Annotated in this window: 24 protein-coding genes; 15 read left to right on the forward strand and 9 right to left on the reverse strand. The window is 39.8% G+C overall.

Going from position 1 to position 25,667, the window contains the following annotated elements:
* Window positions 1-20: 20 nt before the first annotated feature.
* On the forward strand, window positions 21-704 hold the full coding sequence (locus tag ACINWC743_RS10860) for a glutathione S-transferase family protein (protein ID WP_009585491.1): 684 nt from the start codon (window positions 21-23) through the stop codon (window positions 702-704).
* Between the two features lie 9 nt (window positions 705-713).
* Here ACINWC743_RS10860 and ACINWC743_RS10865 read toward each other — a convergent pair whose 3' ends face one another.
* The 3 genes from ACINWC743_RS10865 to ACINWC743_RS10875 form a co-directional block, all read right to left on the reverse strand.
* A complete protein-coding gene (locus ACINWC743_RS10865; protein WP_009585515.1) occupies window positions 714-1,901 on the reverse strand; it encodes a GGDEF domain-containing protein in 1,188 nt (395 codons plus the stop codon).
* 174 nt (window positions 1,902-2,075) lie between these two features.
* Window positions 2,076-2,681: a GGDEF domain-containing protein gene (locus tag ACINWC743_RS10870; protein WP_035300992.1), complete on the reverse strand. Its 606-nt coding sequence runs from the start codon at window positions 2,679-2,681 to the stop codon at window positions 2,076-2,078.
* Window positions 2,682-3,355: 674 nt separating this feature from the next.
* The gene (locus ACINWC743_RS10875) at window positions 3,356-4,264 is read right to left on the reverse strand and encodes an alpha/beta hydrolase (protein ID WP_004826058.1); all 909 of its coding nucleotides are present in this window, start codon (window positions 4,262-4,264) and stop codon (window positions 3,356-3,358) included.
* Window positions 4,265-4,423: 159 nt separating this feature from the next.
* On the opposite strand from ACINWC743_RS10875, the gene ACINWC743_RS10880 reads away from it, so the two are divergent.
* Entirely contained in the window at window positions 4,424-4,855 is a 432-nt protein-coding gene (locus ACINWC743_RS10880) for a DUF2147 domain-containing protein (RefSeq protein WP_004826060.1), read from the forward strand.
* A 71-nt stretch (window positions 4,856-4,926) separates the two neighbouring features.
* On the opposite strand, the gene ACINWC743_RS10885 is transcribed toward ACINWC743_RS10880, so the two are convergent.
* Together ACINWC743_RS10885 and ACINWC743_RS10890 are read right to left on the reverse strand one after the other, a co-directional pair.
* Window positions 4,927-5,283 carry a Spx/MgsR family RNA polymerase-binding regulatory protein gene (locus ACINWC743_RS10885; protein WP_004826062.1) on the reverse strand — a complete coding sequence of 119 codons (357 nt, stop codon included), beginning with the start codon at window positions 5,281-5,283 and terminating at the stop codon, window positions 4,927-4,929.
* 501 nt (window positions 5,284-5,784) lie between these two features.
* Window positions 5,785-6,603 carry an exodeoxyribonuclease III gene (locus ACINWC743_RS10890; RefSeq protein WP_004826064.1) on the reverse strand — a complete coding sequence of 273 codons (819 nt, stop codon included), beginning with the start codon at window positions 6,601-6,603 and terminating at the stop codon, window positions 5,785-5,787.
* 40 nt (window positions 6,604-6,643) lie between these two features.
* On the opposite strand from ACINWC743_RS10890, the gene pyrE reads away from it, so the two are divergent.
* Both pyrE and ACINWC743_RS10900 read left to right on the forward strand, forming a co-directional pair.
* Window positions 6,644-7,294, forward strand: a complete 651-nt coding sequence (pyrE, locus tag ACINWC743_RS10895) for an orotate phosphoribosyltransferase (RefSeq protein WP_004826066.1) — start codon at window positions 6,644-6,646, stop codon at window positions 7,292-7,294.
* A gap of 75 nt (window positions 7,295-7,369) precedes the next feature.
* Window positions 7,370-7,903, forward strand: coding sequence for a hypothetical protein (locus tag ACINWC743_RS10900; protein ID WP_004826067.1), 534 nt, complete (start codon window positions 7,370-7,372; stop codon window positions 7,901-7,903).
* A gap of 189 nt (window positions 7,904-8,092) precedes the next feature.
* Here ACINWC743_RS10900 and ACINWC743_RS10905 read toward each other — a convergent pair whose 3' ends face one another.
* Genes ACINWC743_RS10905 through ACINWC743_RS10915 form a run of 3 tightly spaced genes read right to left on the reverse strand, consistent with a single transcriptional unit; the run spans window position 8,093 to window position 9,766 of the window.
* Window positions 8,093-8,812 carry a VanW family protein gene (locus ACINWC743_RS10905; RefSeq protein WP_004826070.1) on the reverse strand — a complete coding sequence of 240 codons (720 nt, stop codon included), beginning with the start codon at window positions 8,810-8,812 and terminating at the stop codon, window positions 8,093-8,095.
* A gap of 24 nt (window positions 8,813-8,836) precedes the next feature.
* Window positions 8,837-9,532 carry a class I SAM-dependent methyltransferase gene (locus ACINWC743_RS10910; protein ID WP_009585485.1) on the reverse strand — a complete coding sequence of 232 codons (696 nt, stop codon included), beginning with the start codon at window positions 9,530-9,532 and terminating at the stop codon, window positions 8,837-8,839.
* A 33-nt stretch (window positions 9,533-9,565) separates the two neighbouring features.
* A complete protein-coding gene (locus ACINWC743_RS10915; protein ID WP_034708110.1) occupies window positions 9,566-9,766 on the reverse strand; it encodes a DUF3565 domain-containing protein in 201 nt (66 codons plus the stop codon).
* A gap of 110 nt (window positions 9,767-9,876) precedes the next feature.
* On the opposite strand from ACINWC743_RS10915, the gene gshB reads away from it, so the two are divergent.
* The 8 genes from gshB (at window position 9,877) to lpxC (ending at window position 19,285) form a co-directional block, all read left to right on the forward strand.
* Window positions 9,877-10,821 carry a glutathione synthase gene (gshB, locus tag ACINWC743_RS10920; protein ID WP_004826075.1) on the forward strand — a complete coding sequence of 315 codons (945 nt, stop codon included), beginning with the start codon at window positions 9,877-9,879 and terminating at the stop codon, window positions 10,819-10,821.
* A gap of 322 nt (window positions 10,822-11,143) precedes the next feature.
* Complete coding sequence (murG, locus tag ACINWC743_RS10925) at window positions 11,144-12,241, forward strand: undecaprenyldiphospho-muramoylpentapeptide beta-N-acetylglucosaminyltransferase (protein WP_009585475.1); 1,098 nt, start codon at window positions 11,144-11,146, stop codon at window positions 12,239-12,241.
* Window positions 12,242-12,254: 13 nt separating this feature from the next.
* Window positions 12,255-13,703, forward strand: a complete 1,449-nt coding sequence (murC, locus tag ACINWC743_RS10930; protein ID WP_004826079.1) for a UDP-N-acetylmuramate--L-alanine ligase — start codon at window positions 12,255-12,257, stop codon at window positions 13,701-13,703.
* A gap of 83 nt (window positions 13,704-13,786) precedes the next feature.
* The gene (locus tag ACINWC743_RS10935) at window positions 13,787-14,716 is read left to right on the forward strand and encodes a D-alanine--D-alanine ligase (RefSeq protein WP_004826080.1); all 930 of its coding nucleotides are present in this window, start codon (window positions 13,787-13,789) and stop codon (window positions 14,714-14,716) included.
* A gap of 3 nt (window positions 14,717-14,719) precedes the next feature.
* Complete coding sequence (locus ACINWC743_RS10940; RefSeq protein WP_004826081.1) at window positions 14,720-15,574, forward strand: cell division protein FtsQ/DivIB; 855 nt, start codon at window positions 14,720-14,722, stop codon at window positions 15,572-15,574.
* Window positions 15,575-15,637: 63 nt separating this feature from the next.
* Complete coding sequence (gene ftsA / locus ACINWC743_RS10945; RefSeq protein WP_004826082.1) at window positions 15,638-16,900, forward strand: cell division protein FtsA; 1,263 nt, start codon at window positions 15,638-15,640, stop codon at window positions 16,898-16,900.
* Window positions 16,901-17,063: 163 nt separating this feature from the next.
* Window positions 17,064-18,257 (forward strand): cell division protein FtsZ, encoded by a 1,194-nt coding sequence (ftsZ, locus tag ACINWC743_RS10950; protein WP_004826084.1) that lies wholly within the window; start codon window positions 17,064-17,066, stop codon window positions 18,255-18,257.
* Between the two features lie 125 nt (window positions 18,258-18,382).
* Window positions 18,383-19,285, forward strand: coding sequence for a UDP-3-O-acyl-N-acetylglucosamine deacetylase (lpxC, locus tag ACINWC743_RS10955; protein WP_009585483.1), 903 nt, complete (start codon window positions 18,383-18,385; stop codon window positions 19,283-19,285).
* A gap of 98 nt (window positions 19,286-19,383) precedes the next feature.
* Here the strand turns inward: lpxC and ACINWC743_RS10960 are convergent, their stop codons facing one another.
* Window positions 19,384-19,833: a hypothetical protein gene (locus tag ACINWC743_RS10960; RefSeq protein ID WP_004826088.1), complete on the reverse strand. Its 450-nt coding sequence runs from the start codon at window positions 19,831-19,833 to the stop codon at window positions 19,384-19,386.
* Between the two features lie 105 nt (window positions 19,834-19,938).
* Between ACINWC743_RS10960 and ACINWC743_RS10965 the strand changes: the two genes are divergently transcribed.
* The 3 genes from ACINWC743_RS10965 to ACINWC743_RS10975 all read left to right on the forward strand — a co-directional run bounded on the left by ACINWC743_RS10965 (window position 19,939) and on the right by ACINWC743_RS10975 (window position 25,598).
* Complete coding sequence (locus ACINWC743_RS10965) at window positions 19,939-20,616, forward strand: M23 family metallopeptidase (RefSeq protein WP_004826089.1); 678 nt, start codon at window positions 19,939-19,941, stop codon at window positions 20,614-20,616.
* 282 nt (window positions 20,617-20,898) lie between these two features.
* Window positions 20,899-23,607 carry a pyruvate dehydrogenase (acetyl-transferring), homodimeric type gene (gene aceE / locus ACINWC743_RS10970; protein ID WP_005035172.1) on the forward strand — a complete coding sequence of 903 codons (2,709 nt, stop codon included), beginning with the start codon at window positions 20,899-20,901 and terminating at the stop codon, window positions 23,605-23,607.
* Window positions 23,608-23,609: 2 nt separating this feature from the next.
* The gene (locus tag ACINWC743_RS10975) at window positions 23,610-25,598 is read left to right on the forward strand and encodes a 2-oxo acid dehydrogenase subunit E2 (RefSeq protein ID WP_049044470.1); all 1,989 of its coding nucleotides are present in this window, start codon (window positions 23,610-23,612) and stop codon (window positions 25,596-25,598) included.
* Window positions 25,599-25,667 lie beyond the last annotated feature (69 nt).

Genomic DNA, 25,667 nt, shown 5'->3' on the forward strand with positions numbered 1-25,667 from the left:
ATAAATAGAGGAGGATAAAAATGTTAGAACTCTTTATTGGTGATAAAAACTATTCAACTTGGTCTATGCGTCCTTGGCTTGTGATTCAACATTTTAACATTCCGTTCAAGGAGCGTTTAATCCCGTTTGATCACTTCGACATGGACAGTCAATTTAAGCAAAGTATTTTAAAAATTAATCCTACAGGCAAAGTGCCTGCTCTGGTTGATGATGGCTTTTTAATTTGGGACTCCTTGGCGATTTGTGAATATCTTGCTGAGAAGTTTCCTGAAAAACAGTTATGGCCACAAGAGATCAAACAGCGCGCACGGGCTCGGTCGATGTCTGCGGAGATGCACAGCAGCTTTACTGCGCTACGCAGTACATGCGATATGAATATTGATGCGGATTTAAAAGATATTGGTTTAAAACTTTGGCAAGATCATCCAGCACTACAGCAAGATGTGCATCGTATTGTACAACTGTGGTCGGAACGTCCACAGTTGGATGGTTTCTTATGTGGGGAGAGTTTTAGTATTGTGGATGCATTTTATGCGCCAGTAGTGATGCGTTTTATGACCTATGGAATTCCTGTAACAGACAACAGTGAACGCTATATTCAAAAAATGTTGACTGTACCAGCGGTGCAACAATGGATTGCTGAAGCGCGGGCTGAGTTTAGATTTGTGGCATGTGAAGAACAATATCGAACATTGTCTGACTAAATACCAAAGTTAAGCGATTTCATTGATCGGCGCGTGATACAAGTGCACTTGATTACGCCCAGATTGTTTTGCGCGATATAATGCTTTGTCTGCCAGATGAATAATTTTACTGATATTGTCATCATCTATAGAGGTGGCAATCCCGAAACTTGCAGTCAGTTGCACATAATGATGATCAAGTGACTCAATGACTTGATTTTGGATCGCCAATCGACAACGTTCAGCAAATGCTTGAGCGCTGTCCAATGTGGTGTCAGGTAAAGCAATAATAAATTCTTCTCCACCATACCGCGCCACGATATCGGAATGGCGAATTTGTGAAGAGAGCAGTTTGGCAACTTGGCATAATGCTTCATCACCAAAGTGGTGCCCATATAAGTCATTGATATCTTTAAAATGATCAATATCAATTAAAATAATGGCATAGTGGGTTTTTTTGCTTTGCATTGCATCGAGTTTTTCATTAAAAAAACGACGATTATATAAATTGGTGAGTGGATCCGTTTCGCTGAGTTTTTTGATTAAAGACTCTCTATGTCGCCACTGTGACAATAAAATTTCACATAAAATTAAACACGCCATTAAAATGGGAACAATAAAATATACCATCGTTCCTACCCAGAACAGATTGTCATGACGATTATTCTCTAATATGCGTATGCTAAAGATGGGTGCATAAGGAATGATGTGCCAATAAGTAAATAACATCATTGAAATATAAATCACTAGTGCCGTGATGAGTTGAATATATATAATTTTTCGATTAAATAAAATGAGCCCTACACCTGAAATACACACGAATGCAAATATCGTTGCAGGGCTATAAATTCCGACTAAAAAACCATCAGTGAGCATTAACATAATAAAAATACTGATGACGATATGGGGCAAGATGGTGTTCGCCCATGTTTTATGTTGGAAAAAATGACAAAATAGGATCAGTAAAAAAAGCAGTAGTGTTGAACCAAGATTGACCATCAACTGCAATTGAATCAAGCTGATATTGACCCATTGCCAAGTTTCTGGGGTTAAAAGGATAAAAACTTTCCATGCAATCCAGGAAAGATGCAGCGCCATAGTGAGGATGAGAATCAGAATACACTTATGCAAACTGCTCCAATTCATAATGATGTTTGAATCAAATTGTGTTTTCAGTTTTTTAAAAAAAAGATTAATGCCTAAATTTGATTCTGCCATCCATATTTATTCCTCTATTTTGTTAGTCAGTCATCATTGTATATTGATCATATTTTCTAAATTATAATGACTAAAATCTAGGTTAACAAAACATTATTATGCATGATTTGTTAAAAATTTTTTATAAAAATACACACATTAAAAGCAGTGCTTCGATGATTTAAAAACCTTTTGTTAAGATCGAACTCCTGTACTTGAATAAAATTGATGGCGATTGTTTTTTGCCATGTAGAGTGCTTCATCAGCCTGTTGTAAGACTGTACTGCTCATACTGTCTCGTCCCGAGACGGAGACACCACAACTGGTTTTAAGCGACAGGACTTTGTTGTTAATTTTAAACTCATGATTGTTAATCAAATCTGTTAAACGCAATGCAATTTGTTGCGCTTGCGTTTGATTGACATCACTTAAAATTAAAATAAATTCGGACTCACTATAGCGACCGATCAAGTCTGTTTCACGGATATTTTGTGATAGTTCATTAGCAATCGCAGCCAAAGCTTTATTTGCTGTCTTTAAATTATATTGAGTTTTAATCGTATTTAAATTATCGACGCTCAGCAAAATAATCCCATAATAAGATTCACTTTGTGGGTGCAATTCTTTTAAATAGCTATTAATGGCAAATTGGTTATATATGCCTGTTTGTGAGTCAATTTCTAAATCATGATTGACTTGGTTTTTGTGAATAAGCTTGGCAATAAAAGAGTGTTTCAACACTTGATTGAATAATGAGTGAATTTTACGCCGTCTTTCAGAATAAATTTTATTACGCATCATTTAATCCATCCGTGCTTGGATTTTTATTGTGTGATTCTGAGAATGTAGCAATTTATTCAGCCAAACTCAAATTTAAGTTGATGTAAATAATTGATGAATATAAACATAATTTATAAAAGGGTGACTAATTTTGCAGTAAAATTTAACAATATAGTCAAACCATCTGATTATTGATACGAGTAATTTGATTTCAATCATGCATATTCAATATATTTCAGGCTTTTATAAAAATTATTAGAAGCGTTTAGAAATTCATTTATTTTTGTATTTTTGAATCATAGATGGTCTTTCTATCGAGAGAAGGCATGGATATCGCCATGTTGTGTGGGGGATATAAAAAAACAAAGCACTGCTTTGTTTGCAGCGCAAGAATATGGTTAAACAAAAAATGGTTGAGCAATGAGTCTCATTACCTACGCAAATCTATTTAAACTCTAAATATAAAGCATGGCAATGAAAACTTTAAATCATTCAATAATATATTCATCGCATTGGTTGTATTGATCAATAGAAATTATATTTTTACTGTATACTTTTTTAAGCAGATTGACGATAAAAATAGTGTTGAAGCTGTTTGGGTAAGGCTTAAATTTCGTGATTGATATAAATAAAAAAAACAACAGTGAATTCTGCATATTCTCTGTTGTTTTTGGTCTGAGGCAGGGGGTTAAGGGTTAATCTTGATCAATTTTATGTGCAAATTCTGCGAGATCTGCTAAAGATTGCTTTGCTTCCTCAAACCATGGACTAAACATCTGAAAATTGTGCCACATGCCGGTGTAGAGTTTGTAATTAACCTGAACATTTGCTTCTTTGGCTTTTTCTTCAAAACGTTGTGCATCCGAAAGCAAAATTTCTTTGGAACCAATTTGTACAAGTGTTGGAGGAAGACCTTCAAAATCGCCAAAAATTGGGGATAGCGCTGGCAAAGAACGATCTAGATGTTTCGGAACATAAAAATCAATGCCAGATTCAAGCGCTTCTATAGACAGCAGTGCATCATGCTTTTGGTTATAACGCAAAGACTCTCCTGTGAGCGTTAAGTCTAGAAATGGAGACATCAGGATTAATGCGCTTGGGAGTTGTTGTTTATTTTCTGCTTTAATTCTTAACGCTAATGCCAGAGCTAAATTTGCACCACAAGAATCACCTGAAATGATGATGTCTTTGGGTTGAATGCCTTGATCCAAAAGTTGTTGATAAACATCATAAATGGCGTCACCCGCTTCAGGGAACTTATTCTCAGGTGCGAGAGGATAATCCAGATGTAGCACTTGCATTTGTGTTCGTGCTGCAACTTCGGAAAGAAAAGCACGATGCGTTTTAAGCGATCCTACAAAAAAAGCGCCACCATGGATATGTAGAATCATTTGAGTTGATTGTGCTTGAGGTTTGATCTCTTCTGCTCGAATCCCTGCAATCCGTAAAGGACGTATTTGTACATCTTTACGTTGCGGGAAAACGCGTGCAAGTTGTTCTATCGCAAAGCGCGCTGTAGCTGGAGGAAGATTAAAGCGACTTGGAAATTTGAAGCTGGATTTAAGAATAGATTCTGTAAGATATTGTTTCAGGGCTGAGTTCATCTTCACGTTTATTCCATATTGTTAAATTTTCGACTTTATTTTTGTTGATTTACCAACATTTGTTACAAGGGTACACTATATAGTCACATAGAAGAATTGCTTAATTGACGCAAGTTTTTGATACTATAGATTGTCAATTAGACTAGGGAAAACAAAACAATGAAAAAAATTGTACTCGCATTAGGCGTATTATCGGCAACAGTTCTTGCAAACGCTGCAGATCCACTCAATGGAACAGTTTGGAAAACAATTGATGATACGACGAAACAACCAAAGGCAATTGTAAAATTCACTGAACAAAAAAATGGAACATTGACGGCAACGATCCAAAGTGTTTTAACACCAGGTGAGGAAAACTCGTGCAGCAAATGTGAAGGGCCTTATCACAATAAATCATTGAAAGGCGTGACCATTGTTCACGGACTACAAAATGTCGGTGGTAAGAGTTATGACAATGGTACGATTCTTGATCCTAAAAATGGCAAAACCTATAAACTGAAAGGTGAACTCGCTGGGAATCAATTAAAGTTACGTGGCTATATGGGCATCTCTGCTTTAGGTCGTAACCAAACATGGGTACGTGCAAACTAAGACGGACGCTTCTATCATCTAAAAAAGCCTGATCAATCGATCAGGCTTTTTTATAGTTTAGCGTAGAACGTTTATACAGCAGTTTTTAAGGCTCTAATTTGGTCTTCATCATAACCCACCACAAATTGACCATTCTGTTCAATCACAGGACGTTTAATTAAACTGGTATGGGTTGTGAGTGCATCAATTAAATTTTGATCACTGGATAAGGCAAGCTGTTGCTCTTGTTCACTGAGTTTTTTCCATGTTGTTCCCTTTTTATTCAGCACCACATCTTTTCCTAAGCGATCGAGCCATAACTGAACCGTATCTTTGTCGATACCTTGCTTCTTATAATCATGAAACTCATAACTCAATCCAAGTGTTGTGAGCAAATCAAAAGCTTTCTTCATTGAGTTACAATTTTTGATCCCGTAAATTTTCAACATGTCTTAACCTAACTTACAATTGTGTGATTTAACTGAAAGAGTAACAAAATTGTCGATCTAGACTGTATAGAATAGATAAAATATTTTAAAACAGGGGTGTTCTGTCATAAAAAATTAATATAGTAGGATTAATCTTTTAATTAAGTTGGCATGAGATCGACTGAGATAAAAGATTTTTAAAATAACTCAAAAACAAAAAAGCAAAAATAAAAAAGAGAAAACCCGCATCTAATCATCCTGATTATGCGGGTCTCATTACAACGTCCAATGTCACATCCTTGCAAAATAAATATTCAACATATTTATTTCTTTTCGTCCTACGGCGTCCTATCCCTTTGCTGTCATCCTGACAATGTCCCTGTGCCGTGGAAGGTATAATGCGCTTATTGCAATGAAGAAAATATACGATAACACGACAAATTTTGTAGGTTTTTACCGCATATTCAGTGCACACTTGTAAACTTATTGAGTGGATTTTGAATAAAAACCACTCAAATTGGCTTAAATTTTGTAGTCAATGACCACTGGAGCATGGTCGCTATACCATTCATCTTTATACACCCAAGCATTGACGGTACGCTCTTTCCAGTCAGGTGAGCAAGCATGATAATCAATTCGCCACCCGACATTTTTTGCCCGAGCTTGTCCGCGATTGGACCACCAAGAATATAGTTCAGCTTCTTTACGTACTTCTCGGAAGGTGTCGACATAACCTAAATCATCATAAATATGATCAAGCCAAGCACGTTCATGAGGTAAGCAACCCGAAGATTTTTGATTACCCGACCAATTTTTAATGTCGATACGTTTATGCACAATATTGTAATCACCACAAACAATGATTGATCTGTCTTCATCACGCCATTGTTTTAAAATTTTTGCATATTCTTCTAAGAAATGGTCTTTACGCGCCTGAGCTTCATCACCAGATGAACCTGAAGGGAGATACAATGAGCAAATTTGTACTGGTTTATCTAAACCAAGATCAAATTCAGCTTGGATAAAGCGACCTTGACTGTCTGCAAGCTCAAAACCTAGACCATTGCTGATCGATTTAAAAGGCAAACGACTATAGATTGCAGTACCTGCATAACCTGATTTTTGCGCAGGAAATAGATGGGTAAACCAACCCTCTGGTTTAAATTTATCTGTCCATTGCTCGTGTGTAATGCGGCTTTCTTGGATACAGATTACGTCGGCATCCGACTTTTCCATCCATTCGAGTAAGCCTTTGGTGACGGATGAACGTAAGCCATTTACGTTAATTGAGACAACTCTTAAAATTTTTTGATCACTTGGATAGCTACTCTTTGGTATCATGCGCAGTCATAACCTCAATGTATGAATTTTGGAGCACCTCATGTCAACGCCAGCTCAGTTTAACCCACAAGCTTTTATCGAACTCGCATTATCACGTGGTGTGCTTAAATTTGGTGAGTTTACTTTAAAATCAGGTCGTGTGAGCCCTTATTTTTTTAATGCAGGTTTACTCAACGATGGTGAAGCATTATCGCTTTTAGCTCAAGGTTATGCAGATAAATTAACACAATGTAACAACGTCGAAGTAATTTTTGGACCAGCGTATAAGGGGATTCCTTTCGTTGCTGCGACTGCTGTAGCGCTATCTCAAGTTCACAATCAGAGTGTACCTTGGGGATTCAATCGCAAAGAAGCAAAAGATCATGGTGAAGGTGGTGTTTTGGTGGGTGCTTCAGTTGAAGGCAAAAAAGTTTGGATTATTGATGATGTGATTACCGCAGGTACTGCGATTCGTGAAGTTGTCACGATTCTTAAAAATGCAGGTGCAACAATTGCAGGTGTATTGGTTGCACTTGATCGCCAAGAAAAAGGTCAAGGTCAGTTGTCTGCGATTCAAGAAGTTCAGAAAGAGCTTGAGATCCCAGTTCATGCTTTAATTACCATGAAAGACTTGATGGATTATCTGGATGCGAAAGGCGACAAAGATGCTTTAGCGAAAATGGAAGCTTACCGTGTGAAATATGGCATATAAGCTGAAAAATTAGATAAGATAAGGAGCATCAGCTCCTTATTTTTATGGTCAATGAAGGATTAGGTACCATATTCAATGTTAATTCTTGTGATAATCGTTGTTGTGGCTGTATTAGGCATTATTTTTGCCAAACAGATCGACCAACGACGCTGGCAACGATACCAATTTGAAAGAGATATTTATTTTCGACAATATCCTTTTCAGTGGAAAGGTTTAGAACAGTTTGAGCTGGTTCTAAATATCAATGCGCAAGCGCAAAAAAAATTGATCAACCAACTGATGTTAAGACCGTCAAATGACAGCTATATCAGAAAATCATCCATACAGCGTGAACCAGAATATCCAAGACAACATTATACGATCAAAGTGATGGTACAAGATTTCACGATTGGCTATTTAGAAACAAAATACGCTGAATTATTCGGAGCGAGTCTCGATCAAACGGATTTTGAAATTGGTCGCCCAATTGAATTAAATGCTGAAATTATTGTTTTTGAAAGGGATAATGAAGTTTCCTGTCGTGTAAAACTAGATTTGCCACGTAATCCAAAAACTGCATATCAATATTTAATTGAAAATAACCAACAACAATTTAAAGAAAAAAATTAAAAATAAAAACAGAGGAAAAGAAGCATCGGGCTGTGACCACGACAGTCCTGCATCACGCTCTTTAATTTGAAACAAGATTTTTTGATTAATGCAAGGATTTCTATCTGTATGATTAAGCTCGCACATAGCCTTTCACTGCTTGTAAGGCTCTATTTCGCACAGATAAAGTGTTGGCATGAGCTAGAGAGATTATCTCTCATCATCCATATGTGAATTGAGCAAATAAATACTTTGAACAATATGTTTCTGATTTTGAAAGGTATGGGCGACACGGTGTGTCTGAAACTCTTCAATGGTGAAGTTTAATGTGTATTCTTGAATAGCGTCTAAACTCACCAAGTGCGTGATCAATTGATTGTGTTGTCTTAAAACTTGGATTTGAAGAGGAATGTTGAGATTGTTTTGGAACTGCAAATCCTTGTATCCATAGACCACAGTGGCATCACTGCCTAAAGGTGTAAAACGTTCATGTTCTTGATAAATATCTATAGAATGTGAATGCCTTTCTACAATCACTAAACCAGCTTTTAATGCACTGATATAGAGTGAAGACGAAATTTGGCAAATTCCACCCCCAAGATCTTCTGAAATGATTCCATTCACTAGATTGCGTCCTGCTTTATAGCCATTTTTTAAGGTGGGTGCTTTCACCAAATGCCAAAATGAAAAAATCTGCTGTGGCTGAATGATCACGCCATTTAAAGTTTGGATGGCAAGATCAATATTGTGGATTTTATTTGCGAAATAAGCATTCGATTTGATTTCCTGCGATGTTGAAATTTGGTATTCCGATAGCCATAAATTTTGTTGTGTCAACGCAAAATTTGCTGAGGAAAATAGATGTTCTCGGCTATACCTTCGCAACTGCTGATAACGTAATTTCCATGATTTAGGTAAATATTTTTTCATGTAGAGTTATGCTATTGGATGAGGTTAAAGAGAGGATTGTTTTTCTAAAACAACAACCAAGTAAGACGCATATTCTTTTAAAAATGAACGGCAGAATAGATTATCCAAGCTTCTGAATAGTGGACGCAAGCGTTTGGGAATACGATGAATGGGGAAGAATAAGAACCCTTGACTGGCAATCAGTTTCCACTGGGTGCCTGCAATTTTTTTTATTTCCGACAAAGTCATTTGATGTCCTGCATGCCAGTTTTCTTGTTGATGCTTGACTACTTGTCTACGCTTGGCGGAAGGGAAGTCGAAAATAAGCTGACCTTTTGATTTTAATTTTTGATATGCCTCATTTAAGAATTGGATGGTGGTTGCATGATCTTGATGCATGATCACATGAAAGCTATAGATGGCGTTTAAGCTGTGGTTAGCTATAGGTATTTCAGTTAAACGACCTTCGAGCAAGTCTTTGTTTGGATATTTTGCTTTAGCAACTTTAAGCATTTCAGGGCTAAAATCCACGCCATAATGGGCATAATCCAATAAACGACCTGTACCACATCCCAGATCCATACATTGTTCAGGTGGTGTGGTTTTAAGTATTCGATTGAGAAAATCTCGTTCCTGTTGGTCTAAATACTGCCCATAACTGTTGTTAAAACGATTGTTGTCATAGTCTTCAGCGAGTTTGTTGTAGTAGGTTTTTATTTCTAATTCAGAATGATTCGACATGGGTAGCTCTTTTTATTTGGCGAATAAATAAATTTATAAACTATTTTTGGGGAAATCACACTGTTTACAATCTATAGGCGTTGCAATTTTTTCCTGACGACCTTGTGTACTCATTACCCAAGGTCGATTTTGCCAAGGCGGAAGATGGCGCATATGTTGGCGGTGCCCACAAGAAAGCAAAGCAACATAATGATATTCTTCATCTATTTCAAACCCAAGGATAGTTTGCAACATTTTGATGGTCTTATTCACAATTATTGCCAATAGTTTAGCGAAATTTCGAAAAAGAACGGCATAATCTCCGCTATACTGCATGCAATCCAAAAATTTATCAGAGTATCAAAATGCGTGTACTTGTTGTGATGGATCCCATCGAAAGTGTAAACCTCAAAAAAGACTCAACTATGGCGATGCTGTGGGCTGCAGCACGTCGTGGACATGAATTGGGTTATGCATTGCAACAAGATTTGTATATTGATCAAGGCAAAGCATTTGGTTTGATTTCACCCCTTAAAGTTTTTGAAGACTACAATCATTATTATGAGTTGGGTGAAAAAACCAAAGAGTCTATCGCTGCTTATGATGTGGTGTTGATGCGTAAAGACCCACCTTTTGACATGAACTTTGTTTATACCACGTATATTTTAGAGCAGGCAGAACGGGAAGGTGCGTGGATCATCAACAAACCACAAAGTTTACGTGACTGCAATGAAAAACTTTTCGCAACACAATTTCCTGATTTACAAGTACCAACCTTAGTCAGCTCACAACAGCGTTTAATTCGTGAATTCTTAAAGGAACATGGTGATGTGATCGTTAAGCCTTTAGATGGTATGGGGGGAATGGGGATTTTTCGTTTATACCAAGATGGGGTAAATATTGGTTCAACCATCGAAATTTTAACTGAAAATGGTACACAACCGATTATGGCACAACGCTACATTCCTGAAATTGTAGAGGGCGATAAACGCATTTTAATGATCAATGGTGAACCGGTACCTTATTGTTTGGCGCGTATTCCACAAAATGGCGAAGTACGCGGAAATTTAGCTGCTGGCGGTTTAGGTGAAGCGCGTCCATTAACAGAAAATGATAAAGCCATTGCTGCAAAAGTTGGTCCATTTTTAAAAGCAAAAGGTCTAGTCTTTGTTGGCTTGGATGTGATTGGTAATTATGTGACTGAGATCAATGTGACCAGCCCAACCTGTATCCGCGAGATCGATACTCAATTTGGTACTTCAATCGCAGATGATCTGTTTGATGTACTGGAGGCGGGTAAATCTGCTTAAACATCATATTTAGTGGAATGACATTTTGTAGTGAGATGATCAATTTATTTTTAAATGATGCTAAAAAATAGAGTCTAGAGAGACTCTATTTTTTTTGGGTTGAACTGGATAAATCATGCAAAAATAAAAAAAATAACATTGAATTCTACTTTTTTTAGCAGATTAATGACAAAAGTAGTTTAAACTTTCAAAACAGTAGAAAAAAACAATGAAAGGCTTGGTGAAAAAAAGTAAATAAACTTTTCCCCATAGCGGATTGTGATTACAATTGGTTGTTTAAAATATTCGTTAAACATTTATTTTTGCATTGAAGAATTAGACCGTGACCAAACCTCAGCAAAGCACACCGAAACACGTCATGATGATGGCGGCGGGTACAGGCGGACATGTATTTCCTGCACTGGCAGTTGCAAAAGAATTGCAGCAACAAGGCAGCCAAGTGTCTTGGTTGGCAACACCAACAGGTATGGAAAACCGACTTTTAAAACAACACGATATTCCAATTTATCAAATTGATATTCAAGGTGTACGCGGCAACGGAATTGTACGTAAACTGGCTGCGCCCTTTAAAATTTTAAAAGCAACCTTAAGCGCGATGCGCTATATGAAACAGCTCAAAGTTGATGCTGTTGCCGGTTTCGGTGGTTATGTGGCAGGTCCAGGCGGTTTAGCTGCACGCTTATTGGGGATTCCAATTCTGATTCACGAACAAAATGCTGTTGCAGGGTTTACCAATACCCAATTATCACGAATTGCTACGACGGTATGTGAAGCTTTCCCAAATACATTCCCCCAGAGTGCGAAGATTGTGACGACTGGAAATCCTGTACGTGCAGAGATTACGGGGATTTACAATCCATCTTTTCGTTATAAAGAACGAGAAAATGCGCATGAACCATTACATATTTTAATTGTCGGTGGCTCTTTGGGAGCGCAGGCATTGAATGAATGTGTGCCTGAAGCTTTGAAACAGCTCAATGTACCATTAAACATATTTCATCAATGTGGTCAAAATAAACAAGATACTACCCAAGCGTTATATGCCAATGCCCCCGATAATATGCAGGTTGAGGTTCAACAATTTATCGAGGATATGGCACAGGCTTACAGCAATGCAGATTTAATTATCTGCCGTGCAGGAGCGCTAACAGTGACTGAGGTAGCAACAGCAGGTGTGGCAGCGATATTTGTTCCATTGCCAAGTGCCGTGGACGATCACCAAACTGCCAATGCCAAATTTTTGGAAAAAACGGGTGCTGCGAAAATTTGTCCGCAAAGTACCATGACACCAGATTCCCTAAAAGATTTACTCACGCCGTTGATGAACCGTCAGTTATTGATGGAAATGGCAGTTAAAGCCCGTCAACAAGCTCAACCAGATGCGACACAACGTGTGGTTGGTTTAATTCAAGATTTGTAAGTTAGAGTTGATTATGTCTCCAACAAGCCCAGCTGATAAAGCAAAGAACCTGATTAAAATTCCAGAAATGCGCCGTATTAAGCATATCCATTTTGTGGGTATTGGGGGTGCAGGTATGTGTGGTATTGCAGAAGTATTAAAAAACCAAGGTTATAAAGTTTCTGGTTCTGACATTAAAGCATCCAAAACGACAGTACAGCTTGAAGAGAATGGTATTAAAGTTTTTATTGGGCATGCAGAAGACAATATCAAAGGTGCAAATGTACTGGTGGTATCCACAGCAATTGATCCTGAAAACCTAGAAGTCAAAGCAGCAATTGAAAATCGCATCCCTGTGGTGCGTCGTGCTGAAATGCTGGGTGAGTTAATGCGCTATCGTCATGGTATTGCTGTTGCTGGTACACATGGTAAAACTACAACGACAAGTTTGGTCACTTGTATGTTGGCAGAAGAAAACATGGACCCAACCTATGTGATTGGTGGTTTGTTAAATCGCACAGGTGTGAATGCTGCATTGGGAGCAAGTCGTTTTATCGTTGCTGAAGCCGATGAATCAGATGCTTCGTTCCTTCATTTAGAACCAATGGCTGCGATTGTCACCAATATCGATGCAGACCATATGGACACTTATGGCGGTAGTTTTGATGTATTGAAAGATACTTTCGTGAAATTCTTACAAAAAATGCCGTTCTATGGTTTGGCTGTGGTGTGTGGCGATGATGCTAATATTCGTGAAATCATGCCACGGATTGGTCGCCCTGTGGTGACCTATGGTTTCAATGAAGATAATGATATCCGTGCGATTGACATTGACCAAACGGGTATGCAGTCAAGCTTTACCGTGTTGCGTAAAGGACGTGAACCTTTACGACTAACAATTAACCTTCCTGGTTTACACAATATTCTCAATGCATTGGCTGCGATTGGTATTGCCACTGATGAAGGTGTATCAGATGCGGCGATTGCACGCGCATTAGAAAGCTTCAGTGGGGTAGGTCGCCGTTTTCAAGTTCAAGGCGAATATCCACTTGATGAAGGCACCGTGAAACTGGTAGATGATTATGGTCATCATCCAAAAGAAGTAGAGGCAACGATTAAAGCCGCTCGAGCGAGTCATCCAGATCGTCGTTTAGTCATGATGTTCCAACCGCATCGTTTTAGTCGTACCCGTGATTGTTTTGATGATTTTGTCGATGTGTTGTCACAAGTCGACCAATTGTTATTATTAGAAGTATATCCTGCAGGTGAGAAGCCAATTGTTGGGGCAGATAGTCGCTCTTTGGCACGTAGTATTCGTTTGCGTGGTGAAGTTGAACCGATTTTAATTGACCCTGTAGAAGGTAATTTGCAGAACGTGATACAAAAAGTGTTACAAGCGAATGACTTGTTATTAACACAAGGTGCAGGTAACGTGGGAGCAATTTCTGTAGAATTGGCTCAAAACCAACTGTATTTAAAATAATTGATTTGGCTTTGTTTAAATTTGGATTTGAATAAAGCCTTAAAAATTGAAATTGACTAACTTATAAGTTTAAGGATTTAAACGTGTCAAATGCTTCTAAATTCGGCAAAGTAGCGGTGTTGCTTGGTGGTAAATCTGCTGAGCGTGAGGTGTCATTAGATAGTGGTAAAGCTGTTTTAGAAGCATTATTACGTTCAGGTGTGAATGCAGAGGCTTTCGACCCGCAAGAGCGTAGTGTGACGGAACTTGTGGACTATGATCGTGCATTTATTGTATTACATGGTCGCGGTGGTGAAGATGGTCAAATCCAAGGTGCCTTGGAGTGGATGAACGTACCTTATACAGGGACAGGCGTACAAGGTTCTGCGATTGGTATGGATAAAGTCAAGACTAAACAGATCTGGCAAGGTTCAGACTTGCCGACCGCACCTTATCGTATTATTTCAAAGGATTCTGATCTCAATGAGGTGATTGAGAGTCTTGGCTTACCTTTGATCATTAAGCCCGTTCACGAAGGTTCAAGCGTGGGAATGAGTAAGGTTGAAAAAGCAGAAGACCTTATTGCCGCAATTGAAAAAGCCACTGTACATGACGCAGTCGTGATGGCTGAAAAATGGATTACAGGGCGTGAATATACCATTTCATTTCTAAATGGTTTGCCATTACCAGTGATTCGTTTACAACCTCCAGCAGATGTAGCATTCTATGATTACGAAGCAAAATACAATCGTAATGACGTGGAATATGGTATTCCATGTGGTTTAAGCGAAGCTGAAGAAAAGAATCTTCAAGCGCTCTGTTTGCGTGCTTTCCAAGCTGTAGGTGCTAGCGGATGGGGGCGTATTGATGCGATGTTGGATGAGCAGGGTAATTTTTGGTTATTAGAGGTGAATACTGTTCCGGGGATGACCAGCCACTCTCTTGTACCTAAAGCTGCAAAAGCAGTTGGTTATAGTTTTGATGAATTGTGTGTTGCGATCTTAGCGCAAACACTCACGGAACAAGCTCACTAATTTATGGCTCAACTTCCTGCTTCGATGCGTCGCAAACGTGCGGCGATTACATCAATACACGATAAGCCACCGACACGTCAGGATAAGCTTCTGAACGTGGGTAGCTGGTTGCTTATGGTTGTTGCTATAGCTGTATTATTTGCAGGAATCTATGGTCTTTATAAAGTGATCACCGATGCGCGAGTTGCAACACTTGAAGTGGTGGGGACGAGTTCATCGGTCGAATCGCAAGCGATTACACAACACCTAAAACCTGTTGTGAAAGATAATTATTTCACCTCGGATTTGGAGCAAATTCGAGATAAAGCACTGGAAGTATCATGGGTAGACCGTGTTGTGGTATCACGCGCATGGCCAAATGGTATTCGAGTGCGCGTTATGCCGCGTCATGCAATCGCACGTTGGGGAACAGGGCGATTACTCAGTGATGCTGGAGATGTCTACAGTGAAGCAGTGGTGACCAATCATTCCAATTTGCCATTGCTTCATGGACCACTCAGCCAATCCAAAGTCATGATGCGTCGCTATAATGAAATTAACCAATTATTTCACCCAGTCAATTTACGTTTAAAAGAGCTTTATCTCACTGAACGGATGACTTGGTTTATGCAGTTTGATTCAGGTCTACGTGTGATTGTCGACCAAGATCAAACGATGAGTAAGCTACAACGTCTCAGTCACTTGGCACAAACAGACTTAAAACCCGTGTGGTCGAATATTTCTGCAATTGATTTGCGTTACCGAAATGGTCTGGCAATTCAGTGGAAAAATTCAGTTTCACCCAAAATTACCAACGGTCAGTTTGTTGTAACCAGTAATGACATAGGCGTTGCAGGTGGGATGGTTGCACAGCCATAATATGTGGCTTGAAAAAGAGGCGTAGAGCCAAACATAAACAATGAAGATAATGGTAGCAAAGCGATGAATGAAGCTGTTCCCTCAGTTGTTGCAATTGACATTGGGACACATAAAGTTTCAGTACTGATTGGTAAAGTACATGCCCCTGATAATATTCAGGTTATTGGCATGGCAAGCGCACGTAATAAAGGAATGAATAAAGGCAAAATTGTGAGCCTTGATAAAGTCACAAATGCAATTAAACAAGCCGTTCAAGAAGCTGAAGATATGGCTGAATGTCGTATACATTCAGCATGGGTGTCGATTCCAAGTACTGAATTACAAAGCCATTATGCAATTGGACGTACCCCGATTTCAAACGCAGAACGTACGATTACCACAACTGAGGTGGTACGTGCTCTAGAGTTGGCAAAAGCCAGTCATATGGCAGCTGATCACTATTTGGCGAGTGCTGTACCTTTAGGATTTGAGTTGGATGACTCAACTGAATGGGTACAAAATCCGATTAACTTATCTGCCAATAGTATGACTGCACATTATCAATTGATGATGATGCCGATCAGTACCATGCAGAACTTAGATCGCGCTATGAAAGGTGCCAATATTTCTGTTGAGAAAATGGTGGTTTCGTGTTTGGCAACTGCTGAAGGCAGTTTGCTGAAAGATGAAAAAGAATATGGTGTTTGCCTACTCGATATTGGAGCAGGTACCACCAATATTGCTGTTTATATAGAAGGTCATTTGGCTCTAGCCAGCACCATTCAATGTGGTGGTGAAAATGTTACACGTGATATTGCGACAGTGTTGCAGACCACCACTGAAGAAGCTGAACGGATTAAGTTGCTTCATGGCTGTGTCGATATCCATCAAGTCAAACCTGATCACATGATCCAGTTTGAGGCAATTGATGGTCCGCAAACCATCAGTCGCATAGAACTTGCTGAAATCATTATTGCACGTTATGAAGATATTTTAACTAAAGTGCGCTACGAACTAGAGCAGCGTGGTGCCTTGCAAAGCTTGTATCATGGTGTTGTACTGACAGGTGATGTTTGTCAAATTGAAGGCATGGTGACTTTGGCGCGTCGTATGTTGGGCGTTTCTGCACATCTAGGCAATCCACCTTTACAGGTGGTCACTGACGATCAGAACTTACCTTCATTACGTCGTTCAATGTATGCTACAGCGGCAGGCTTACTTTTATTTAGTCAAAGTGACATGCAAGAGGCGATTGAGGAGCCTGAAGTTCAAGGGGGAAGACCATTCTTTGACCGAATTGTGAATGGTTGGAATGCCTTGAATAACAAATTAAAAGGTATTTTTTAGGTGTATTTTTTTTGGGAATATTGTTAGGAAGTTGTAAGTGTTCTATCCAATACTTGACAAGCTCTGTAATGAACAGCATCCTAAAAACAATTTTTATTATTGAAGATCAAGGCAGTATACGGGCTTAAGTGACTGCCACATTATATTAGGAAATCTAAAGGTCATGGCCTCATTTGAATTTTTAGACGATGGACAAACCGATAACAACGGTCAAGCCCGTTTTACTGTGTTTGGTGTTGGCGGCGGCGGTGGTAATGCTGTACAACACATGGTGCAATCTGACATTAAAGGGGTGAAATTTGTCTGTGCAAATACAGATAAACAAGCCCTGGATCGTATGAATGCACCTTTTAAAATGCAACTTGGTGAGCAAAGTACGCGAGGTCTAGGTGCAGGTGCGAATCCAGATGTAGGTCAAATTGCTGCTGAAGAAAGCCGCGAGCAAATTCGTCAGCACCTTGAAGGTGCAGATATGGTGTTTGTCACTGCCGGTATGGGTGGTGGTACGGGCACAGGCGCTGCACCAGTTGTTGCTGAAATTGCTCAGGAAATGGGAATTTTAACTGTAGGTGTTGTGACTACGCCATTCAATTTTGAAGGTCGTCGCCGTCAGCGTTCAGCTGAAAAAGGCATCGAAGCATTAGAGCAGCATGTTGATTCTTTAATTATTATTCCGAACCAACGTCTTCTCAGCGTATATGGTGACATCTCGATGCAAGATGCTTACCGTAAAGCTGATGATGTATTGTTGAATGCGGTTCGTAGTATTTTTGATTTAGTGGTACGTCCAGGTCATATTAACCTTGACTTTGCTGACTTAAAAACTGCAATGAGTACCCGCGGTTATGCCATGATGGGTGAAGGCAAAAGCAGTGGTCCAGATCGTGCTGAAGAAGCTGCACGTTTGGCGATTCGTAGCCCATTGCTTGATAACGTCAACATCATGAACGCTAAAGGTGTGTTGATTAATATCACTGGCGGTGCAGATGTAACATTACGTGAAACAGAAGTGATCACGGATGTTGTCAACCAGATCGTTGACCTTGAAGAAGGTGAAGTGTTCTTTGGTACTGTGTTTGATCCCGATGCGCGTGATGAAATTCGTGTGACAGTGATAGCTACAGGTTTGACGCGTAACGCAAGTGACGCGACTGAAGCGAAACGTAGAACACATGTAAATAGTGCTGCTCAAGCTCATTTACAACAAGCACAACATCATGCTGTAGATGAAGATGATATTCCTGCGATCAATAAACAGCGTCAGGAAGAGGGTGCACCTGTGACGGCACCGAGTTCAAATGGTCGTTCTACGCCAATGAGTATTCAAGATTATTTGAAAAATCAACAGCGTAAGTAATTGATAAATATTAATAATATTTAATATTGTCGAAAAAGGTAGTGAGATTCATTACCTTTTTTGTTTTTTATCAATGGCTAAATGTGCTAACGTATAGCGGATTTGAGAACGAAGACCGAATTAGCATGTTGAAACAACGTACCCTGAAGCGAGTCGTTAAAGCGAGTGGCATCGGACTACATAGTGGACAAAAAGTCATGATTAACTTTTTGCCTCATGTGGCGGATGGGGGTATTGTATTTCGACGCATCGATTTAAATCCACCTGTCGATATCCCTGCGGATGCCATGCTGATCCAAGAAGCATTTATGTGTTCAAACTTGGTCAGTAAAGAAACTAAGGTGGGCACGATTGAGCATGTCACCAGTGCGATTGCGGGATTGGGGATTGATAACCTGATTATCGAAGTCTCAGCGTCTGAAATTCCGATTATGGATGGAAGTGCAGGTCCATTTATTTACTTACTCATGCAAGGTGAGTTGGTTGAACAAGATGCACCAAAGAAATTTATCCGAATTTTAAAACCTGTTGAAGCACTGATAGACGATAAGCGTGCAATTTTTTCTCCTCATGATGGGTTCCAAATCAACTTTACCATCGACTTTGATCATCCAGCCTTTGCTAAAGAATATCAATCCGCAACCATTGATTTTTCAACTGAAACATTTGTATATGAAGTTAGTGGTGCGCGTACCTTTGGCTTTATGAAGGATTTAGATTATTTAAAAGCCAACAATCTAGCATTGGGGGCAAGTTTGGATAATGCTGTGGGTTTAGATGATACTGGCGTCGTCAATGAAGAAGGTTTACGTTTTGCTGACGAGTTCGTGCGTCATAAAATTTTAGATGCCGTTGGTGATTTATATTTGCTTGGACATCAAATTATTGCCAAATTTGATGGTTACAAATCGGGTCATGCACTAAATAATCAACTTTTACGCAATGTGAAAAGTGATCCAAGCAGCTATGAAATTGTAACATTTGATGACGAGAAATTGTGTCCAATTCATTTCGTCAATGTGACATAAGTCATTGTGTTCTCTAGATTGTGTTATATTGTAACATTAATAAGTGTGAATTGAGTCATATTTTAAACAGTTTCAAATCTTAATTTTATCTATTCTGTTTACTTTTTATTGCTTGCCAAACGTAGTAGAGCTTGGCTAAGCTTAGGGTCGTTCACAAAACTAGCGGCATTTTGTAACATTTCGGATGTTGCGGGTTGCATCGAGCTTACCGTTTTATGGGGTTGTAAGGACGTTTCAGTATTGGTATTTTCAATATGTAATCGGACTTGTAGTTTTTGTAAATCACGTAGTTCATTGATTTGTGATAATTGAGAAATATACTGCTTTTGAAGATAACCGAGTTGACTAATCATGGCTTGATTTTCACCGGTAATCGTCAAAATACCGTATTGATAACAGACAACTCGCCAATTCTCAGGTTGAGGAAGTAGCGGTTGAATTAATTTAGTAAGTTTTTGCCATTCAGCAACTTGCTTTGTAAGAAACGATAAGTTTCCTGTTTTTAAGTGTTGTCTTGTTGGTTGGAAGACGTTTTTGGGTTCAGACATACATTGTTCCTACATATTTATGTCCTATCTTAAGCGCTCGTTTCACCAGATATCAAGGATGAGATCACACAAGAAACTTGACTAAGAACAGTTAAAGAGGTTTTTATGCACACGCGACGTATTTTATTAGCTTTTACACTAGCTGCTTCAGCTGCTACTGCGACATTTGCAGACTTGATTCAAACTCCAGATCGTTTAGAAAAATTATCCAAGACACTTTCTCAAGGTTCTTACAATCCAGATGATTTAGACCTTCCTGCTTCAGCAAAGATGAATGTCACGCTACGCAGTTCAGATGCTCCAATCGAGTTAAACAACGCAAGCATTGCTAAAAAATACGGTTCTAGCTCAAATTCCACTTCTCGTTATTCAGCAAGTTCTCCATATTCATGGTTAGTCACGCATCCTCTTCCAGACATGAAGCGTGTGAGTTCTGATTTCGGTGGTCGTACCATGGGTGGTCGCGCTGAACATCATTCAGGTTTAGACCTTTCTGCACCAAGTGGTACACCAATCTATGCTACAGGTCCTGGTATTGTAACCAAATCAGGTTGGGGTACAGGCTATGGTCAATATGTTGAAATCAACCATGGCAATGGCTATATCACACGTTATGCACATGCCTCACGTCTGATTGCGCGTGTAGGTGATCAAGTCAAAGCAGGTGAGCATATTGCCAATGTAGGCTGTACAGGTCGTTGCACAGGTCCACATTTACATTATGAAGTTGTAAAAGATGGTCAACGCAAGAACCCTTCTTCTTACTTAGCGATGTTGCCATAAAACAATCACGTAATTCATTGAGTGTCTTTGTTGGATATTGAGGATGATATTCAGTGTCGCGTTGAATTAAATCCTGTATTCAGACTAGCATTAAATTGAATTTATATTGTATAAAAAACCGCCATTATTGGCGGTTTTTTGTTATTTTAAGTGTCATTTAGTCAACAACTATTTAGTTCCTAAATAATACCTACAATCTGCATTCGTCTGTAACGATAACTTAACAGGGCTAAAACATGATACATATAATATATAGAAAATTATTCAAGGAGTAAGTGGAAAATGGCGTATTACGGTGATAGCGACGCTCAGGAAACACAAGAATGGCAAGATGCCTTTGATTCAGTGCTCCAGCATATGGGGACTGAACGTGCTGCGTTTTTATTAGAAAAATTATATCAGCAAGCCATTTCAAAGCATGTTCCCATTCAGCGTCTAAATACTCCTTACTTAAATACCATTCCTGTAGAAGAGTCTCCAGCAATGCCGGGCGACCAAGATATGGAACGCCGCATTCGTGCATTGATCCGTTGGAACGCCTTGGCAATGGTATTGCGTGCCAATAAAACAGGTGATGACTTAGGTGGTCACTTGGCAAGTTTCGCTTCATCTGCAACTTTATATGATGTTGGTTTTAACCATTTTTTCCGCGCCAATAGTGATAGCTTTGGCGGCGATATGATTTATTACCAAGGGCACTGTGCGCCTGGGATTTATGCGCGTTCATTCTTGGAAGGTCGCTTAACTGAAGATCAATTGAGTAACTTCCGTCGTGAAGTGGGTGGTCAAGGTCTTTCAAGCTATCCGCATCCTTATTTAATGCCTGATTATTGGCAGTTCCCAACGGTTTCGATGGGTCTTGGTCCAATCATGTCGATCTATCAAGCACACATTCAAAAATATTTAATGAATCGTGGTTTGATCAAGGAAGAAAACCGTAAGGTTTGGGCTTATCTTGGCGATGGTGAAATGGATGAGCCAGAAAGCTTGGGTGCGATTTCGCTGGCAGGTCGTGAAAAACTCGATAATTTAATCTGGGTGGTTAACTGTAACTTACAACGCTTAGATGGTCCTGTTCGTGGTAATGGTAAAATTATTCAAGAGCTTGAATCGTTATTCCGTGGCGCTGGCTGGCGTGTGATTAAAGTGGTTTGGGGACGTCATTGGGACCCTCTACTTGATAAAGATACTTCTGGTGCTTTAAAAGCATTAATGGATGAAACTTTAGATGGCGAATATCAACGTTACCAAGTAAAAGGCGGTGCGTATACTCGCGAAAAATTCTTTGGCAGATATCCTGAAGCTGCGGAATTAGTGAAAGGCTTGAGCGATGAAGATATTGATAATCTAAATCGTGGTGGTCATGACCCATATAAAGTTTATGCGGCTTATGCAGCAGCAATGACCAGTAACGGTCAACCTACAGTGATCTTGGCGAAAACTGTAAAAGGTTATGGTTTGTCTGATGAAATCGAAGCAGTCAACAAAACGCATCAAATCAAGAAAATGCAACTTGATTCATTAAAATATGTGCGTGATCGCTTCAATTTACCATTCAATGACGAACAGCTTGAAGAATTACCATTCTATCGTCCTGGTGAAAACTCGCCTGAATTGAAATATATGAAAGCTCGTCGTGAAGCTTTAGGTGGTTATCTACCTGCACGTCGTAAAGAAAGCGAAGCTTTGGCGATTCCTGAACTTTCAGTATTTGATGGTGTATTGAAAGGCAGTGGTGGTAAAGAACAATCTACGACGATGGTGATGGTGCGCTTGATTGCAGCATTGTTAAAAGAAAAAGCCATTAAAGACCGTGTTGTTCCAATTGTACCTGATGAAGCTCGTACTTTCGGTTTAGAAGGGATGTTCCGTCAGTTGGGTATCTACGCTGCACACGGACAAAACTATACGCCTGAAGACCAAGAACAGCTCATGAACTATCGTGAAGCAAAAGATGGTCACATGTTACAAGAAGGGATCAATGAAGCAGGTGCGATGAGTGCTTGGTCAGCATTGGGTACCAGTTATTCCACCAATAACTTGCCAATGATTCCAATGTATATGTACTACTCTATGTTTGGTTTCCAACGTATTGGTGATATTGCATGGGCTGCAGGTGACTCTCAAGCACAAGGTTTCTTGTGTGGTGCAACAGCAGGTCGTACAACTTTGAATGGTGAAGGCTTACAACACCAAGATGGTCATTCACATATCTTGGCAGCAACTATTCCAAACTGCGTGGCTTATGATCCTTGCTTTGGTTATGAGTTGGCTGTGATTGTGCATGATGGTTTACAACGCATGTATGTCAATCAAGAACGTGTGTTCTATTACTTGACACTCATGAATGAAAACTATGATCAACCTGCATTGCCTGAAGGTGCTGAAGAAGGCATCAAGCGTGGTATGTATTTATTCAACCAAGATGAAAAAGCCACAGTTCAGTTGTTGGGCTCAGGTGTAATTTTACGTGAAGTTATCAAAGCGGCACAAATTTTACGTGATGAATACCAAATTCATTCTAATGTGTGGAGCGTAACAAGCTTCAATGAGTTAGCACGTGATGGTATGGCTGTTGAAGAATACAATCGCTTGCACCCACTTGAAGATGGTAAAGAATCTTGGGTGTCTCAGCAGTTACGTGATACCGATGGTATTGTCGTTTCAGCAACAGATCATATGCGCGCATATAGCGAACAGATCCGAGCTTACCTTCCAGATAGCCGTCCATATGTAACTTTAGGTACAGATGGTTATGGTCGTTCAGATACACGTGGCAACTTGCGTAGCTATTTCGGTGTAGATGCTGCTCATATCGTGGTTGCAACATTGAAAAAACTTGCCGATGAAGGTGAAGTGGACGCACGTTTAGTGAAAGATGCGATTTCTTCGTTTGAACTTGATGTTGACCGTCCAGTTGCATGGTTACCTCAAGCACATCCATCTGTGCAAGAAGTTGCAGCTTATACTGAATCTACTGAGGAGAAATAATGATGCAAATTACAACTCCTGATATTGGTGTAGATAAGGCGACTGTTGCCGAAATCCTCGTCAAGGTCGGCGATACCATTGCTGTAGATGACAGTATCGTTTTGCTGGAATCTGATAAAGCCTCTGTTGAAGTGCCTAGCACTTCAGCAGGTGTAGTAAAACGTATTGCGGTTGCTGAAGGTGATGAAGTTTCAGAAGGTGCAGTATTGATTGAAGTTGAATCTGCTGATGCAACTGTGACAGAAGCCGCTGAAGCACCTGCTCAAGAGCCAGCAAAAGCAGAAGCTGTTGTAGAAGTTAAAACTGAGTCTGCGGCGCCTGTGGCAAATTCAGCATCTACAAATACGACATCACAAACAGTTGAAGTGAAAGTTCCAGATATTGGTGTGGAAAAAGCTTTAGTAGGCGAAGTGTTAGTAAAAGTTGGTGATGAAATTGCTGTGGACGATAGCATTGTTGTTGTCGAATCAGATAAAGCAACAGTTGAAGTTCCAAGTACAGTCCCAGGTACAGTTGAAAGTGTTGTGGTGAAAGAAGGTGACAGTGTTAAAGAGGGTGTAGTACTCATTACAGTGAAAACTATAGGTGGGGCAGCAGCATCAACAGCATCGTCCGTTGAGACAGCGCCACAGCAACCAACGCCAGTACCTCAAGCTGCTGCACAAGAACAGTCCGCTGTGACTCAATCAGGTAAAGTTGAGGTCACTGTGCCAGATTTGGGCGTGGACAAAGCGACTATTTCTGAAATCTTGGTCAATGTGGGTGACCGTGTTGAAAAAGATCAAAGTCTTTGTGTTGCGGAATCTGATAAAGCATCTGTAGAAGTGCCAAGCACAGTTGCAGGTGTGGTCAGCGCTATTCATGTGGAATTGAATCAGTCTGTGGCTCAAGGTACCGCTTTGGTGACCATTGAAGCTGAAGGTCAAGCAGCATCAGCTTCTCAAGCGAAGCCTGCGACTCAATCATCGCAAGAAACAGCACCAGTCGCAGCTCAAGCATCGACTACTGCATCTGCAAAAGTTGAGACGATTACTGCTGTAGACTCGGGTGAGAAATTATCAAAAGCACAGCAAGCTGAAAATGCCAAAGTCTATGCGGGTCCAGCTGTGCGTAAACTTGCACGTGAATTGGGCGTTATACTTTCTCAAGTTCAAGCTTCTGGTCCACATGCACGTGTGATGAAAGACGATGTTTTTGCTTTTGTTAAAGCGAAACTGACTGCACCACAAGCAGCGCCACAAACTACAGTTGCTCAGGTTGCTTCAGGTTTACCGGCTTTACCAGACTTCAGCGCATTTGGTGGTAGTGAAATTGCGCCAATGACACGTTTACAGCAAGTGTCTGTACCGCAGTTGTCATTGAACAATTTTATTCCGCAAGTGACACAATTTGATTTGGCGGATATTACTGAGCTTGAAGCTTGGCGTGGTGAACTCAAAGGTAAGTTTAAGCAAGACGGTATAAGCTTAACCATTCTTGCTTTTATTGCGAAAGCTGTAGCGTTCTTGTTGAAAGAAGAACCTTATTTTGCAGGTCATCTTGCTGACGATCAAAAGTCAGTGGTGTTACGTAAGGAAATTCATATGGGTATCGCAGTGGCGACACCAGATGGATTAACCGTTCCTGTATTACGCAATCCTGACCAAAAATCAATTAAGCAAATTGCGATTGAATTGGGTGAGTTAAGTAAAAAAGCACGTGATAAGAAACTTTCTCCGAAAGATCTGCAAGGTGCCAACTTTACAATTACCAGCTTAGGTTCAATTGGTGGTACAGCGTTTACACCTTTGGTCAACTGGCCACAAGTTGCAATCTTGGGAATTTCACCTGCCACCATGCAGCCAGTTTGGAATGGTTCAGGTTTTGATCCGAAATTGATGTTGCCACTGTCATTGTCTTATGACCATCGTGTGATTAATGGTGCGGATGCGGCTCGATTTACCAATAAATTGACCAAGTTGTTATCTGACATTCGTAACATCTTGCTTTAAGTTTTAAAGATGAGGAAACCTCGCTTTATGCGGGGTTTTTTTATATTTAAGCCGATCAAATCTTTTGCT

This window comes from Acinetobacter sp. WC-743, assembly GCF_000335555.1.
GTDB classification, from domain to species: domain Bacteria; phylum Pseudomonadota; class Gammaproteobacteria; order Pseudomonadales; family Moraxellaceae; genus Acinetobacter; species Acinetobacter bereziniae.